The sequence below is a fragment of the Shewanella sp. VK101 genome, from assembly GCF_056497865.1.
On record NZ_CM151402.1, the window covers coordinates 311449 to 325800 of the forward strand.

At 51.3% G+C, this 14352-nt stretch carries 16 protein-coding genes; 13 read left to right on the forward strand and 3 right to left on the reverse strand.

Annotation, left to right across the window (positions count from 1 at the left end):
* The first annotated feature begins 111 nt into the window (after positions 1 to 111).
* The 9 genes from ACSHSR_RS01485 to ACSHSR_RS01525 all read left to right on the forward strand — a co-directional run bounded on the left by ACSHSR_RS01485 (position 112) and on the right by ACSHSR_RS01525 (position 9263).
* On the forward strand, positions 112 to 1191 hold the full coding sequence (locus ACSHSR_RS01485; protein WP_025011592.1) for a pilus assembly protein PilM: 1080 nt from the start codon (positions 112 to 114) through the stop codon (positions 1189 to 1191).
* Entirely contained in the window at positions 1179 to 1766 is a 588-nt protein-coding gene (locus ACSHSR_RS01490) for a PilN domain-containing protein (RefSeq protein WP_044733478.1), read from the forward strand. Before ACSHSR_RS01485 ends, ACSHSR_RS01490 begins: the two co-directional genes overlap by 13 nt.
* On the forward strand, positions 1763 to 2383 hold the full coding sequence (locus ACSHSR_RS01495; protein ID WP_144166169.1) for a type IV pilus inner membrane component PilO: 621 nt from the start codon (positions 1763 to 1765) through the stop codon (positions 2381 to 2383). Before ACSHSR_RS01490 ends, ACSHSR_RS01495 begins: the two co-directional genes overlap by 4 nt.
* Entirely contained in the window at positions 2380 to 2898 is a 519-nt protein-coding gene (locus tag ACSHSR_RS01500) for a pilus assembly protein PilP (protein WP_413735020.1), read from the forward strand. Before ACSHSR_RS01495 ends, ACSHSR_RS01500 begins: the two co-directional genes overlap by 4 nt.
* A gap of 21 nt (positions 2899 to 2919) precedes the next feature.
* Entirely contained in the window at positions 2920 to 4974 is a 2055-nt protein-coding gene (locus ACSHSR_RS01505; RefSeq protein ID WP_413735018.1) for a type IV pilus secretin PilQ, read from the forward strand.
* Positions 4975 to 5291: 317 nt separating this feature from the next.
* Positions 5292 to 5807 carry a shikimate kinase AroK gene (gene aroK, locus ACSHSR_RS01510; protein WP_025011596.1) on the forward strand — a complete coding sequence of 172 codons (516 nt, stop codon included), beginning with the start codon at positions 5292 to 5294 and terminating at the stop codon, positions 5805 to 5807.
* 8 nt (positions 5808 to 5815) lie between these two features.
* A complete protein-coding gene (gene aroB, locus ACSHSR_RS01515; protein WP_479631183.1) occupies positions 5816 to 6892 on the forward strand; it encodes a 3-dehydroquinate synthase in 1077 nt (358 codons plus the stop codon).
* A gap of 16 nt (positions 6893 to 6908) precedes the next feature.
* Entirely contained in the window at positions 6909 to 8375 is a 1467-nt protein-coding gene (locus tag ACSHSR_RS01520) for an AAA family ATPase (protein ID WP_479631184.1), read from the forward strand.
* Positions 8376 to 8423: 48 nt separating this feature from the next.
* Positions 8424 to 9263, forward strand: coding sequence for a Dam family site-specific DNA-(adenine-N6)-methyltransferase (locus tag ACSHSR_RS01525; protein WP_071237680.1), 840 nt, complete (start codon positions 8424 to 8426; stop codon positions 9261 to 9263).
* A 21-nt stretch (positions 9264 to 9284) separates the two neighbouring features.
* Here the strand turns inward: ACSHSR_RS01525 and ACSHSR_RS01530 are convergent, their stop codons facing one another.
* On the reverse strand, positions 9285 to 9473 hold the full coding sequence (locus ACSHSR_RS01530) for a DUF2970 domain-containing protein (RefSeq protein ID WP_025011598.1): 189 nt from the start codon (positions 9471 to 9473) through the stop codon (positions 9285 to 9287).
* Entirely contained in the window at positions 9474 to 9824 is a 351-nt protein-coding gene (locus ACSHSR_RS01535; RefSeq protein ID WP_025011599.1) for a hypothetical protein, read from the reverse strand. It lies immediately after the preceding gene.
* A 192-nt stretch (positions 9825 to 10016) separates the two neighbouring features.
* On the opposite strand from ACSHSR_RS01535, the gene rpe reads away from it, so the two are divergent.
* The 3 genes from rpe to trpS are packed head-to-tail and all read left to right on the forward strand — an operon-like array spanning position 10017 to position 12388.
* Entirely contained in the window at positions 10017 to 10685 is a 669-nt protein-coding gene (rpe, locus tag ACSHSR_RS01540) for a ribulose-phosphate 3-epimerase (RefSeq protein WP_025011600.1), read from the forward strand.
* A gap of 3 nt (positions 10686 to 10688) precedes the next feature.
* Entirely contained in the window at positions 10689 to 11375 is a 687-nt protein-coding gene (locus ACSHSR_RS01545; protein WP_037475295.1) for a phosphoglycolate phosphatase, read from the forward strand.
* Between the two features lie 8 nt (positions 11376 to 11383).
* A complete protein-coding gene (trpS, locus tag ACSHSR_RS01550) occupies positions 11384 to 12388 on the forward strand; it encodes a tryptophan--tRNA ligase (protein WP_479631185.1) in 1005 nt (334 codons plus the stop codon).
* Between the two features lie 57 nt (positions 12389 to 12445).
* Here trpS and ACSHSR_RS01555 read toward each other — a convergent pair whose 3' ends face one another.
* Entirely contained in the window at positions 12446 to 13336 is an 891-nt protein-coding gene (locus tag ACSHSR_RS01555) for a LysR substrate-binding domain-containing protein (RefSeq protein WP_107353278.1), read from the reverse strand.
* Positions 13337 to 13458: 122 nt separating this feature from the next.
* Between ACSHSR_RS01555 and ACSHSR_RS01560 the strand changes: the two genes are divergently transcribed.
* A complete protein-coding gene (locus ACSHSR_RS01560; protein WP_044733485.1) occupies positions 13459 to 14334 on the forward strand; it encodes a DMT family transporter in 876 nt (291 codons plus the stop codon).
* The last annotated feature ends 18 nt before the right edge of the window (positions 14335 to 14352 follow it).

Consider the following 14352-nt stretch of genomic DNA (forward strand, 5'->3'; position numbering starts at 1 on the left):
AGCGTCAAAAAATTAGCCGTTGTAATGTGCTCAAACATTTTATACAAAGGGGCGTAACAATTTGAAAATGTGCTAATCTAAAACCTAACAATAACAAAGTGACAAAGGACTATGCTTTCGAATCTATGGAAGCGTCAGGCTCCGCAAATGGTGGGTATTGACATCGGTTCTCACGAGGTCAAAGCGATCCTGCTGGGCAAGACAGGCGATGGTTATAAAATCCAGGCTTATGCCGCTGCTCCTGTAAAAAAAGGAGCCATCAATGATCATGATATTCGCGATCCTGAAGCCGTTATTGAAGCAATGAGACAGCTGAAGAGGCAATTGCCCAAATCAACTAAATTTGCTTCTGTCGCTGTATCCGGATCAGCCGTAATGACTAAAGTCATCTACATGGACGCCTCCTTGAGTGAGGTTGAAATGGAGGCACAGATTGAGATTGAAGCGGATAACCTCATTCCCTATTCACTTGATGAAGTCAGCATTGATTTTGAAACGCTGAGCGTCAACAAGACAGACCCCAGCAAGGTTGATGTCTTGCTTAGTGCTTGCCGTACTGAAAATATTGATGCCAGAATCGATGCGCTGGACAGTGTCGACCTTGAACCTAAAGTTGTTGATGTAGAAGGCTATGCTCTGGGACGTGCCCATGAATTGATCCTGGGGCAGCTTCCGGATGGCGCAGCAGATCAGGTTGTCGCTTTGGTTGATATCGGTGCCAACATGACCACCTTCGCCGTGGTGGAAAAAGGGGAAACAGCCTTTATCCGTGAGCAAGCATTTGGTGGTGAACTCTTCACTCAATCTATATTGTCTTTTTACGGTATGTCCTATGAGCAGGCGGAAAAGGCCAAGATAGAAGGTGATCTACCTCGCAATTATATGTTTGAGGTGTTATCGCCATTTCAAACGCAATTATTGCAACAGATAAAACGTACGCTGCAAATATATTGCACTTCCAGTGGTAAGGATAAAGTCGATCATTTGGTGCTTTGTGGCGGCACTTCCAAATTAGAAGGTATGGCTAATCTTCTAACCAATGAATTAGGTGTTCACACTATAATTGCCGACCCCTTTCAGGGAAGTTTGCATGCGGACGATTCAGTAAAAAATGCCCTGCAACCCCATATCAGTAAATACATGGTGGCCTGCGGCCTGGCACTGAGGAGTTATGCTCAATGGCGAACATAAACTTATTGCCATGGCGTGAAGAAGCCAGGGAAAAACAGAAGCGCGATTATATAGGTATTCTGGCTGCTGTTTTTATTGGCGCCGCGTTATTGGTTTATTTGGCACTGAACTTTATCGACTTGATGACAGAGGATCAGCGTCAGCGAAATGCTTATCTCCAGTCAGAAATTAGCCTGCTTGACAAGCAGATAGCTGAAATCACCAAGATAAAACAGCGCAAAAAGGATATTGAGCGTCGCACCGAGATTATTCTTAACTTACAGCAGTCGCGTAATTTACCCACCCATGTATTGGATGAGCTGGTACGGGTTATTCCGCCAGGTATCTATCTTTCCAGCATAGAAAAGAAAGGCAGCCTTATCTGGATCGAAGGACGCAGTGAGTCCAATAACAATGTCGCCAACATGATGCGAAAAATTAAAGCATCAGAATGGCTTCAGGATCCGAGTATGCAGTCGATAGTCTCTCAACAGGAAGAACTCAGAGAGCTGCAACGCTTCAGTCTCAAAGTCAGTATCAAGGGAGCAAACCGGCTTGAAGGGACGGCACAGATGGCGAAAGGAGCGGGCAAATGAGTTTCGATTTGAGCCAGTTCAATGATCTGGACATGGAGAATATCGGCGGCTGGCCGACTCAGGTCAAGGCCGTATTTGCAGGCTTGCTGGCGATTCTGGTGTTCGTCGGTGGCTATTATCTGTTTGTTTCAGACGCCATAGATATTTACCAGTCTGAACAGGCGAAAGAGCAACAACTGCGTGATGATTTCAAGCAAAAGTATCTGTTGGCCGCTAACCTGAAATTATATCGGGAGCAATTGGTACAGATGGAGGCACAATTTGCCGAATTGTTGAAGATGCTGCCATCAGAGAATGAAATGCCGGGTTTGCTCGATGACTTGACCTATGTCGCCACAGATGCGGGTCTGAAGATCCAGAGTTTGGATTGGGATGCAGAGATCCAACGGGATTTCTATATTGAGTTTCCGATACGCATGGCAGTGACCGGTGACTATCACCAATTGGGGCACATGGTCGGCGGAGTTGCCAAGCTGCCACGGATCGTCAGCCTGCATGACTTTGTGGTTAAGCGCGATCCATCCGGCACCTTGGCAATGGAAATTCTGGCCAAGACCTACAGATTTAAAGAGGGAACGGAATTACCGCCGGAGAAGGCTAAGGGGAAAGGTAAATGAAACAACTCATCCCCCTGATCGCGGCGGCGTTAATGCTTGGCGGCTGTATCGGTGACAGAACAGATCTTGAAGCCTTTGTCACCAGCACCAAGGCTCAGCATGTTGCCAGGATCCAGCCGTTGAAAGAGCCGCCTCAGTTTGAGCATTTTGATTATCAGGCAGATATGTTGCGTAGTCCCTTTGTGCCGCCCTCCCGGGAACTGACGGAAGAGGTGATAGATACCACCAAGGATTGCCTGCAACCGGATCTCAAGCGTCGTAAGAGCCGTCTCGAAACCTATGCGCTGGACAACCTCAAGATGCGCGGCACCCTGAGCGAAGACAACGTGGTTTGGGCCTTGGTGGAAACAACCGATGGCAATGTCTATCGGATGGGAGTGGGCGAGTATTTGGGACTCTATCACGGCCGCATCGCCAAAGTATCAGCACAGAATATCGACATCATTGAATTAGTACCGGACGGTTCCGGCTGTTGGACAGAGCGCAACAGCAGCCTGGAATTGACCGGAGAATAACAAGCGAAGGATGAGGGAATAATGGAATCTTCTGCCGCGAATATCACCCCGAAGAATGCAGCCAAATGGATGCAGTTTATCCTGGGCAGCCTGCTCGTCCTGGGGCTCAGTCCCTACGCTTGTGCTGCCAACAAGCTGGTGGATGTAAAGTACCACGCCATTGTGGATCATCAACTGGAGCTGGAGTTGGTGTTTGACAAGCCGATATCTGAGCCGGAAATCAATTTGAGTGCCGATCCAGCCAGTATCCAATTGGACTTCAGCGACAGTATTTCGGCGCTGGAGAAAGCACAGATCCCTATTAATACTGCCGGTGTCGAGCAGCTGTCCAGCATGCAGGACGGCGATAATTTACGACTGGTTCTGGCACTGAAAAAAGTGAAACCTTATCAGGGTAAGGCGGTAGACAACGTTTATCGTTTGACTGTCAATGATGAGGTCATGGATCCCCAGAGCAAGGCCAGCAGTCCTTTCGTCAATAGCATAAAGAATATTGATTTCCGCCGCTTGGGTGACAATGGCGGAGAATTGCTGGTTGAGCTGCGTAATTCATCGGTTGCCGCCAATGTGGAGCAAGTTGGCTCCAGGCTGGAGCTGAAGTTGTATAACACAGATATTCCATCTGACATGTTATATGTCATGGATGTGCAGGACTTTGCCACTCCGGTGAAGAGCTTTGAGACCTTCAAAGAAGATCTGACTACCCGGGTGCTAATCGATATCAAAGGTGACTACGAATATAACTACAAGCAAGATGGCAATATGTTCACCTTGGCGATGAACAAGGTCGAGCGTGAAGTTCAACTGGAAGAAGAGAAGAAATACTCAGGTAAGACTCTGTCACTTAACTTCCAGAATATTTCCGTCAGGACCGTGCTGCAGATTATCGCCGATTACAATGATTTCAATCTGGTGACCAGTGATACAGTCGACGGCAGCATCACCCTGAGACTGGACGATGTCCCTTGGGATCAGGCGTTGGATCTTATCCTGCAAACCAAGGGGCTGGATAAGCGAATCGAGGGTAATATCCTGATGGTGGCGCCGGCGGAAGAGCTGGCCATACGTGAGGAAAATCAGCTCAAGAACAAGAAAAAGGTTTCAGAAGAGTTGGCACCGCTTTACTCAGAGTATCTGCAGGTGAATTACGCCAAGGCCAATGATATTGCTAACCTGCTGAAGGGAGAAGGTTCCAGCCTGTTGTCCAAGCGTGGCACTGTTGCCGTGGACGAAAGAACCAATACTCTGTTGGTTAAAGACACGGCCGATATCCTGGAAAATGTGCATAAGCTGATTGAAGTATTGGACGTACCTATTCGTCAGGTGCTGATTGAAAGCCGAATGGTCACGGTCAAAGATGATGTTTCGGAAGACCTGGGTATCCGTTGGGGAATTACAGATCAGCAGGGCAATAAGGGCACATCGGGTAGCCTGGAAGGTGCTCAGGACATAGCCAACGGCACCATTCCATCAATTGGCGATCGTCTCAATGTGAATCTGCCGGCAGCACCAAGCAATGCTACCAGCATAGCTTTTCATGTGGCCAAATTGGCTGACGGTACCGTCTTGGACCTGGAATTGAGTGCGCTGGAGCAGGAAAACAAGGGTGAAATTATTGCCAGTCCGAGGATTACCACTTCGAATCAGAAAGCCGCTTATATTGAGCAGGGTGTCGAGATCCCTTACGTGGAATCGGCTTCCAGTGGGGCGGCAACTGTACAGTTCAAGAAAGCGGTACTGTCGCTGCGGGTAACACCTCAGATCACCCCGGACAACCGCGTGATACTGGATCTGGAAATTACTCAGGACTCGCAGGGTAAGGTAGTACAAACTCCGTTGGGAGAGGCTGTCTCCATCGATACCCAGCGCATAGGTACTCAAGTGCTGGTGGATAATGGTGAAACCATAGTCTTGGGTGGTATCTATCAACAGAACCTGATCAGCCGGGTCAGCAAGGTTCCTGTATTGGGGGATATCCCCTTGGTCGGCTTCCTGTTCCGCAATACTTCGGACAAGAATGAGCGCCAGGAGTTACTGATCTTCGTAACGCCCAAGATAGTGACCGAAGAAATCTAGGGAAGGTGTGAATGGGTCATCGTGGCGTTCTCTTTTGTAGAGCGTGGCTTGCACAGCAATTGGCATTGAAGGCATGCCGGGGTCAGCCTAAGTTTTTTCCAAACCTGTAAAACCTCAATCAAAGCCAGTGCCAGTCGCTGGCTTTGATGTTTGGGCCCGGGGAAATTTGGCTTTAATAGTCGGCATTACTTGCCTTGGATGTCCTTAAGCTGAGATAATCCCCGGTCAAGTCTCATTAGAGCAAGGTAACAAATCCCGTCGATTTGATAGTAAGTCGACATTCGGCAAACTTTTCATAAGATTCAGACGTACAAGAAATGGCTGAAAAACGTAATATTTTTCTGGTAGGCCCTATGGGCGCAGGCAAAAGCACCATAGGTCGTCATCTGGCACAAATGCTGCATTTGGAATTCCACGATTCAGATCAAGAGATTGAAAATCGCACTGGCGCTGACATTGCCTGGGTATTTGACGTTGAAGGCGAAGAAGGTTTCCGTCGCCGCGAGGCTCAGGTGATTTCCGATCTGACCGAGAAACAAGGCATAGTTCTGGCCACAGGTGGTGGCTCAGTTCAAAGCAAAGATATCCGCAACTTCCTCTCTGCCCGCGGTATCGTGGTGTATCTGGAAACCACTATTGACAAGCAAGTGGCCCGTACCCAGCGCGACAAGCGTCGCCCCTTGCTGCAGGTAGATAATCCTCGTGAAGTGTTGGAAGCACTGGCAGACGTGCGTAATCCTCTCTATGAGGAAATCGCCGATGTTATCGTCAAGACAGACGAGCAAAGCGCCAAAGTTGTGGCCAATCAAATCATTGAACAATTAGGCTTCTAGGACGCAAGATGCAACAGATCCGGGTTGATTTAGGTGAACGCAGTTATCCTATCTTCATTGGCCAGGGTCTGTTGGCCCAGAGCGATTGCCTGACGGCGAGTGTCTCGGGTAAAAAAGTCTTCATTGTCTCCAATGACACAGTAGCTCCCCTGTATCTGCAGTCTTTGCAGCGCCTTCTGCTGCCTGCGGCTCAGGTTTTTGCTCATATTCTGCCCGATGGTGAGCAGTACAAGACACTGGCACAACTCGAAAGCGTATTTACGGCTCTGCTTGAGCACAACTGCGGTCGTGATGTGGTGCTGGTGGCTCTCGGTGGCGGTGTCATTGGTGACATGGTCGGCTTCGCTGCGGCCTGTTATCAGCGGGGCGTGGACTTTATCCAGATCCCCACTACGCTCCTGTCTCAGGTCGATTCCTCTGTGGGCGGCAAAACGGCAGTCAATCATCCGCTGGGCAAGAACATGATAGGCGCTTTTTATCAGCCACAACTTGTGCTGATAGATACCCTGTGCCTGAAGACTCTGCCGGCGCGTGAATTTGCCGCCGGCATGGCTGAGGTGATCAAATACGGCATCATTTGGGATGCTGACTTTTTCCTGTGGCTCGAAAACAATGTTGAGTCACTCAAATCGCAGCAGCCAGAGGCACTGGCTTATGCCATACGTCGCTGCTGTGAGATAAAAGCCGAAGTGGTTGCCGAAGATGAGACAGAGCAGGGGGTTCGTGCTCTGTTGAATCTGGGGCATACCTTCGGACATGCTATCGAAGCCGAAATGGGCTATGGCAATTGGCTTCACGGTGAAGCGGTTGCCGCTGGCACGGTCCTTGCTGCACAAACTGCAAAAGCCTTGGAACTGATTGACGAGTCAATTCTCCGTCGCATCACTGTGCTGCTACAGGCATTCGATTTACCGGTAACCGCACCAGAGTCCATGGATTTTGAAAGCTTTATCAAACACATGCGGCGTGACAAAAAAGTTTTGGCTGGGCAAATTCGCCTGGTTTTGCCCACAGACATGGGGCAGGCCGGTATTTTTGCTCAAGTGCCGGAATCCCTACTCGAACAGGTGATCTGCCGCACTTGATCCTTGATAGGTGACAATGGTGGCAACCGAAGAACTTCTCCTGCCCTCGCAAGAGGCACTGTTACAAAGACTGCAGCATCTGGCCTGTTATGGTCAGCAGCTGGTTTTGTTGCAGGGGCAGGCTGGGGCCGGTAAGACACGACTGTTGACCGCCTTGGCCAATGTGCTCGATGAGCATGATCTGGCGTTGGTCAGTTGTCCTCAACATGCCGATGCTGCAGAAATAAGGCGCAAGTTGCTGATCCAGTTGCTGCCCGATCCCCTGTTTGACGACGAGCAGCCTCTGGCCGATACCCTGCTGCGCTATCTGGGTGAGATGCGCAAGCCTATCCACATTCTGATCGACGATGCCGACAATATGCCCTTGGCGCTTTGGGCCGAGTGTTTATTGCTGACTCAGCTGCAGGCCAGAGGAGAACCTATCACGTTGACCTGTTCTGTCTCTCCGGAGTTTGCCGAGCAGCTACAGCTTCAACTGCCCAAAGCACAGAAACAGCAGGTGTTGCCGGTTAAGCTTGAGCCGCTTTCTCTCGTCGAGCGTGAGGGCCTGTATCAGACACTGTTGACCCGCAGCGCAGTGCACACTTTCACGCCACGGGCCATAGTGGTCAAGCAGTTGGAGAGGCAACAAGGCACACCGGCCGAGGTATTGGCATTGCTGGAGCTGGCATTGAATGGTGAGCCGCCGAGGCCAAGGGTATTCCCTTGGAAGACCATACTGATATCGAGCCTTGCCGTGCTTATCTCTCTGGCGCTGCTCTCCTGGTATCTGCTGCGCTCGACCGAGCCTCTGCCTGAATTGCCCAAGTCAGCCCTGGTGCTGGAGCATAGTACAAGTCCCTTAAGCCAATTTGCCGAACGTTGGCTCGATATTGACCGAGATCAGGAGGCGCTCTCAACTACGCCCGTTTACGTTCGCCTGAAACAAGTACAAAGCCAGGTAACAGAGCCGCAGGCGGTCTTGGAGCAAATAAACGATCAGCATGTAGAGACTCAAGTGGTTACAGCGCGATCCTCAGAGTCAGAATCTGAGCTACTGAGTGACGCCAAGGCAATACTGGATGTGCAAACCGCTCCTGTTACTACGCCGGTTACCCAAAAGCCGCAGGTCAAAGAGGCCGCTAAGGCTTCTCAAGATACCAAGTCGCAAGAAGCTCAGGATAAATCTGATCTAGAACAAGAGCCCAGTGCCGGAGTGCTACCGACACAGGGTTATACTTTGCAGTTGGTGAGTCTGAAACGTGAATCGTCACTGACGGCGTTTATGGCCAAGCTGAAAAAAGTGGAAAATGTCAGGGTAGCCAAGCACAAGGATTGGTGGGTGGTATTGGTAGGGGAATATGCCAGTAAGCAAGAGGCCATCGAAGCCGGCAAAGTGTTGCAGCAGACTTTGGGCCTGTCTCAACCCTTGGTCAAGTCATGGCAATCACTGCAGCACTATCGCTTACAAGCTGGCCTAAGTAACAGTGAAATTTCATCTTAAACGGAGTACAATCCTCACTTTCGTTTTTCCGGGCACCAATCAATTTTAATGAAGAAAAAACAAAGAGCCTTTCTTAAGTGGGCCGGTGGTAAATTTAAACTGGTTGATGCCCTGACTCAGCACTTGCCCAAGGGTGAGCGCTTGGTTGAGCCCTTTGTCGGTGCCGGTTCTGTGTTTCTCAACACAGATTATCCGAGCTATCTGTTGTGCGATATCAATCGCGATCTGATCGATCTTTACTCCATCATTCAGACTCGTCCGGAAGCATACATAGGGGCGGCTGCGGAACTGTTTGTACCGCGGATGAACGATAAAGAGCAATACTATCTGGTCAGAGAAAAATTCAATCGCAGTCGTGACCCCTTCGAGCGGGCAGTCTATTTTCTTTATCTCAACCGCCACGGCTTTAATGGTCTGTGTCGTTATAACCGTAAAGGCTCATTCAATGTGCCCTTTGGTTCCTACAAGAAGCCGTATTTCCCTGAGAAAGAGATCCGCGGTTTTGCTGCCAAGGCACAAAATGCCGAGTTTCGCTGCATTGGCTACGAGCAGGCGTTTGCCCTGGCTAAAAGCGGTGACGTGATTTATTGCGATCCGCCATACGCACCTTTATCGACAACCGCCAGTTTTACCACTTATGTCGGTGCCGGCTTCTCTTTGGATGACCAGGCACTGCTGGCCAGGCATTCCCGTCATACCGCCATTGAGCGTGGCATTCCTGTGCTTATCAGCAACCATGATATTCCGTTGACCCGCGAGCTCTATCACGGCTCGAGAATGGAAGCGATACAGGTTCAACGTAACATCAGCCAGAAAGGCAGCACCAGAACCAAGGTGAATGAGTTGATGGCTCTGTACGACGAAACCTATCACAACGAGAACGACTGAAAGTCATCTTTGCCAAAGTAATCAGGCGAGTACTCGATTTACCAGCAGCAACAGACCTAGTACCAGTAGTGCGGCCAGCAACACGCCCGTGATGATATAAGGGAGAGGTGAGGAATTGGCGCTGAAGTCCCTGACGCGATTGGACTCACTCTGCACGCCGAAGAAGGCTGCCAGCGTACTGTAAAGGTAACGCCAGTAGCGGCCAAGCATCTAGAAACCGTTATTGGAATTCGCCGGAGCCATATCATCAACCGGTTTACGTTGATGGCCGTGCAGCAACTCCAACAAGTCAACAAAATGGAACTGACCCGAACGACTCTTGCCGCTGAGCCAACTCTTCCAGCTCAGATCATCTTCCTGAGTCGCACAGCGATTATTGGGATGGCTGGAAGGCAGGTTGGGATTGTAATCATTTTCCTGGCTGCAGCTACAGGCCAGATTATTGCTGGAAGAACCCAGGCTTTGGAAACCAACGGCAGTTGCTCCCACCACGCCAGCGGCGACAGCGAGTATGACTGCTGACTTGATGCTGTGTGTGAAAACCTGCGGTTTCTGGTTCATCCTGTTCCAATCCCAAATGTGACATCGGTCAATTATAACAAAGCCGTTGATAAATTGAACAGCTTTTTACCAAGTAACAACTTTATTCCAACTTATGGCGCTTTTCAACGGCAGAAATGGGCGCCAGGCTATAGAGCCCGAGCGCCTTGGCGGGTAAAATAGGCGACTTCTTAAACATCCTGTGAGAATGCTATGCGCCCATATCTTATTGCTCCTTCCATTCTGTCTGCCGATTTTGCCCGCCTGGGTGATGATGTTAAAGCCGTATTGGATGCGGGGGCCGACGTGGTTCACTTCGATGTGATGGACAACCATTATGTACCTAACCTGACCATAGGCCCCATGGTCTGCAAGGCGTTGCGTGACTATGGTATTACCGCCGATATCGATGTGCACCTGATGGTGAAGCCGGTCGATCGCATAGTGCCTGACTTTGCCAAGGCGGGGGCTTCTATCATCACTTTCCATCCAGAGGCCAGCGAGCATGTGGATCGTACAGTGCAACTCATCCGCGACAATGGCTGTAAGGCGGGTTTGGTTTTCAACCCTGCCACGCCACTGCACTACCTGGACTATGTGATGGATAAGCTGGATGTGATTTTGCTGATGTCGGTCAACCCAGGGTTTGGTGGTCAGTCATTTATTCCATCGACACTGGACAAACTGGCCGAAGTGCGTCGCCGCATCGATGAGAGTGGCCGCGATATCCGCTTGGAAGTCGACGGTGGGGTTAAGGTGGACAATATTGCCGAAATCGCCGCCGCCGGTGCCGATATGTTTGTAGCCGGTTCTGCCATCTTTAGCCAACCGGACTATAAAGCGGTTATCGACCAGATGCGCAGTGAACTGGCAGGAGTGTAAGTTATGATCGCAAGCAGTATCAGTGCGATCGCCTTTGATTTGGATGGCACTCTGGTGGACAGTGTGCCGGACTTGGCCGCTGCGACCCAGGCAACCTTGGCCGATATGGGACTGCGTGGTTGCACTGAAGACCAGGTTCGCAGCTGGGTTGGCAATGGCACAGAGATGTTGATGCGCCGGGCGCTGACCTCGAGCCTGGGCGATGAGCCGGATGCCTCTGTCATGGCCGATGCCATGCCGGTATTTATGAGGCACTATGAGGCCTGCCTCGAGCGTTACAGTAAGCTCTATCCCGGGGTTGAGTCCGTGCTTGGCACCCTGCAGCGACGAGGTTTCAAGCTGGCGGTAGTCACCAACAAGCCTTATCGCTTTACTGTGCCTCTGTTGCAGGCCTTTGGTATTGAGTCGTTTTTCAGTGAAATTCTCGGCGGCGATTCACTCACCAAGATGAAGCCGGATCCCTTGCCGCTGACCCACCTGCTGGATAAATGGCAGTTGCAGCCTCAGCAGATGTTGATGGTGGGCGATTCCCGCAACGACGTTCTGGCGGCGAAAGCCGCAGGTATTGCCTCAATCGGCTTGACCTATGGCTACAACTACGGTGAAGATATTGGGCTTTGCGGCCCAGATGCCGTATGCGATCATTTTGAGCAAATTTTGGCGCATTTGCCGCCACAGCAATCGGAGTAATGAAATTCATGAGCAGTCCCAAACCCATAGTATTGAGCGGTGCCCAGCCCTCAGGCGAGTTGACCATAGGTAACTACATGGGTGCCCTGCGTCAGTGGGTAGCCATGCAGGACAGCCATGATTGCCTCTATTGCGTGGTGGACCTGCATGCCATCACAGTGCGCCAGGATCCCAATGCCTTGCGTGAAGCTTGCCTGGATACTCTGGCGCTGTACCTTGCTTGTGGTGTCGATCCCAAGAAGAGCACAGTGTTCATTCAGTCACAGGTGCCGCAGCACACTCAACTGGGATGGGTTTTGAACTGTTATACCCAGATGGGCGAGCTGAGCCGCATGACTCAGTTCAAGGACAAGTCGCAAAAACACGCCAACAATATCAACGTGGGTCTGTTCGGTTATCCTGTACTGATGGCGGCCGATATCCTGCTGTACCAGGCCAATGAGATCCCTGTCGGTCAGGATCAGAAACAGCATCTGGAATTGACCCGGGATATCGCCACCCGCTTCAACAACGCTTATGGTGACACCTTCACAGTGCCCGAGCCTTTTATCCCTGAGCTGGGTGCCAAGGTGATGTCGCTGCAGGATCCCACCAAGAAGATGTCCAAGTCAGATGACAACCGCAACAATGTCATCGGCCTATTGGAAGATCCCAAGGCGGTGATGAAGAAGCTGAAAAAGGCGATGACCGACAGCGATGAGCCGCCTGTGGTGCGTTTCGACATAGACAACAAGCCTGGGGTATCCAATCTGCTGAGCCTGATGTCCGGGGTGACAGGCCAGAGCATAGTCGAACTGGAAGCCGAGTTTGAAGGCAAGATGTATGGCCATTTGAAAGTGGCCGCCGGTGAAGCCGTGGTCGGAATGTTGGAGCCACTGCAACAACGCTTCCGTGAATTCCGCGAAGACAGCGCCTTCCTGGAGTCGGTAATGAAGCAGGGCGCCGAGAAGGCCCAGGCCCGCGCCGAAGTCACAGTGAAGAAAGTTTATGAGAAGATAGGCTTGCTGGTGTAAATCAGCCAATCTTGAGAGCCGACCTACAAGGTCGGCTTTTTTGTGGCTGCGTTCGAGTTACTGCGGTTGTGGCTGGCTTGCCATCAACATCAGCCAATCGGCAAAGGCCGCTATCGCCGGTTCTTTGAGGCGCCGCTCCTTACAGCAAAAAGTGAACTCAAACCCTGTATGCACGTCCGGCAGTTCGGCCTCAATCAAACGGCCACTGGCAATATCGTCCTCTACCATAAAGTCAGACGCCAGTGCTATGCCTTGACCGGCAATCGCGGCCTCAATGGCCATCAACACATGGCTGAAAATATGCTGCCTGTGATTGGCTGTCAGAGTCACACCGTTGGCCTCGGCCCAACGGTTCCAGTCCAGTCCCAGCGGGCCTTCATCCACGGTCAACAGCGGATACTGCTGCAGACTCTGAATCGTTATCTGCCCGGCTCTGGGCGGTAACTGTGGGCTACAAACCGGAATCAGCCGTTCTTTGTGCAGCACAGTCTGCCAGTATCCCCGTCGTTTGAGACCACCGCTGATAAAGAGATCGGCCACGCTGTCGCTGAGCTCGGGATCTTGAGTCACCATCTCCAGCCTGATCTGCACCTCAGGGTGACGGCGGCGAAAGTCGCTGAGTCTGGGGATCAACCATTTAACTGCAAAAGAGCTGTAAACCGCCAGTTTCAGCTCGCGATTGGGTTCGCCGAACAAACGGCCAAGGTCAGCCAGCTCGTTGAATATTCGCTCCAGTTCCCCGTAGAGGATCTCTCCCTTGGGTGACAGTTTGAGACTGCGCCCCTGACGTTGGAACAGGGGCTCGCCAAAGTGTTCCTCCAGTAATCTGACCTGGTGGGACACGGCACTCTGGGTGATGCACAGCTCTTCGGCGGCGCGGGAAAAGTGGCTCTGGCGCGCAGCTGCCTCGAATACCTGCAGCGCTCTCAAGGGGGGAAGTTTTCGCATCGGCTATTCTTTCCGGAAATTTAGTATGAATTTAATTCATTTATGCGCAAAAAACATCATTTCAGTTTGGTTTTTAACCCGGATATGATGCCGCCGATTGAGAGTCGTTCAGGATAACCAAGATGCAGAGAACCGTTGCTATCGGTTTGATTTTATTGACCGTAGGAAATCTCTTCAGCGCTTTTTATGACGTGTCGGTCAAGTGGTTACCGGATGATGCCAATGCGGCGACTTTCCTGCTGGTGCGCCAGGTAACAGCGGTACTTATGTTGCTGCCCCTGTGGCTCAAGGCCGGTCGCCCGGGGACTTCTCATTTTAAGATCCACCTTTGGCGTGCCAACACAGGAGCTGTTGGCGCGCTCTTTTTGATTATTGGTCTGATGGCGCTGCCCTTGGCGACTGTCAGTTCACTGTTCTATTCGGCGCCTTTGATGATCATGGTGTTAGGTGCCGTATTCCTGAAAGAACAGATCACGCCGTTGCAGTGGGGTATTGCGGCGCTGGGATTTGCCGGTATCTTATTGATCCTCAGGCCCAGCGAGTTGGAGTTGGCCGGCATTGCCGTGCTGGTTTCGGCCTTTACCTTCTCCTTGAACCAGATGAGCCTGCGCAAGCTGCCCAGTACAGAGGCGGCCAGTCTGACTTTGCTCTGTTACAACCTGCTGAGTTTGCCGCTGATCTTGCTGGTGGCACTGTCGCAACAACTGGCCGGGCTGAGCTGGCCACTGCTCGGAGTGGCGCTGTTATCCAATGCCTTCCTGCTGGCATATAACTGGTTCTGTGTCCTGGCCTATCGCAGGGCCAAGGCCAGTGAAATTGCCGTAGCCGAATACAGCGGGCTTATCTTTATTGTCTTCCTCGGTTGGCTGCTTTTCGATGAGTGGCTGGATACTTTGAGCTGGGTAGGGGCTGCCCTGGTGGTGCTGCCGACTTTGTGCCTGCCCGCCATCGCCAAGTTGATGAAAGCCCGCGAGCTGAAAGCACAAGAGCCGGTGTGACCGGCTCTCGTTCGACTC

Bases quoted from the DNA above. Each gene is read 5' to 3' on its own strand.
- ACSHSR_RS01530 (WP_025011598.1), bottom strand. From the start codon at position 9,473: ATGCTTGGCCGCTACTGGCGTTACCTTTACAGTACGCTGGCAGCCTTC.
- ACSHSR_RS01485 (WP_025011592.1), top strand. From the start codon at position 112: ATGCTTTCGAATCTATGGAAGCGTCAGGCTCCGCAAATGGTGGGTATT.
- ACSHSR_RS01495 (WP_144166169.1), top strand. From the start codon at position 1,763: ATGAGTTTCGATTTGAGCCAGTTCAATGATCTGGACATGGAGAATATC.
- trpS (WP_479631185.1), top strand. From the start codon at position 11,384: ATGAGCAGTCCCAAACCCATAGTATTGAGCGGTGCCCAGCCCTCAGGC.
- ACSHSR_RS01520 (WP_479631184.1), top strand. From the start codon at position 6,909: ATGGTGGCAACCGAAGAACTTCTCCTGCCCTCGCAAGAGGCACTGTTA.
- aroB (WP_479631183.1), top strand. From the start codon at position 5,816: ATGCAACAGATCCGGGTTGATTTAGGTGAACGCAGTTATCCTATCTTC.
- ACSHSR_RS01500 (WP_413735020.1), top strand. From the start codon at position 2,380: ATGAAACAACTCATCCCCCTGATCGCGGCGGCGTTAATGCTTGGCGGC.
- ACSHSR_RS01560 (WP_044733485.1), top strand. From the start codon at position 13,459: ATGCAGAGAACCGTTGCTATCGGTTTGATTTTATTGACCGTAGGAAAT.
- ACSHSR_RS01555 (WP_107353278.1), bottom strand. From the start codon at position 13,336: ATGCGAAAACTTCCCCCCTTGAGAGCGCTGCAGGTATTCGAGGCAGCT.
- aroK (WP_025011596.1), top strand. From the start codon at position 5,292: ATGGCTGAAAAACGTAATATTTTTCTGGTAGGCCCTATGGGCGCAGGC.
- ACSHSR_RS01545 (WP_037475295.1), top strand. From the start codon at position 10,689: ATGATCGCAAGCAGTATCAGTGCGATCGCCTTTGATTTGGATGGCACT.
- ACSHSR_RS01535 (WP_025011599.1), bottom strand. From the start codon at position 9,824: ATGAACCAGAAACCGCAGGTTTTCACACACAGCATCAAGTCAGCAGTC.
- ACSHSR_RS01490 (WP_044733478.1), top strand. From the start codon at position 1,179: ATGGCGAACATAAACTTATTGCCATGGCGTGAAGAAGCCAGGGAAAAA.
- ACSHSR_RS01525 (WP_071237680.1), top strand. From the start codon at position 8,424: ATGAAGAAAAAACAAAGAGCCTTTCTTAAGTGGGCCGGTGGTAAATTT.
- rpe (WP_025011600.1), top strand. From the start codon at position 10,017: ATGCGCCCATATCTTATTGCTCCTTCCATTCTGTCTGCCGATTTTGCC.
- ACSHSR_RS01505 (WP_413735018.1), top strand. From the start codon at position 2,920: ATGGAATCTTCTGCCGCGAATATCACCCCGAAGAATGCAGCCAAATGG.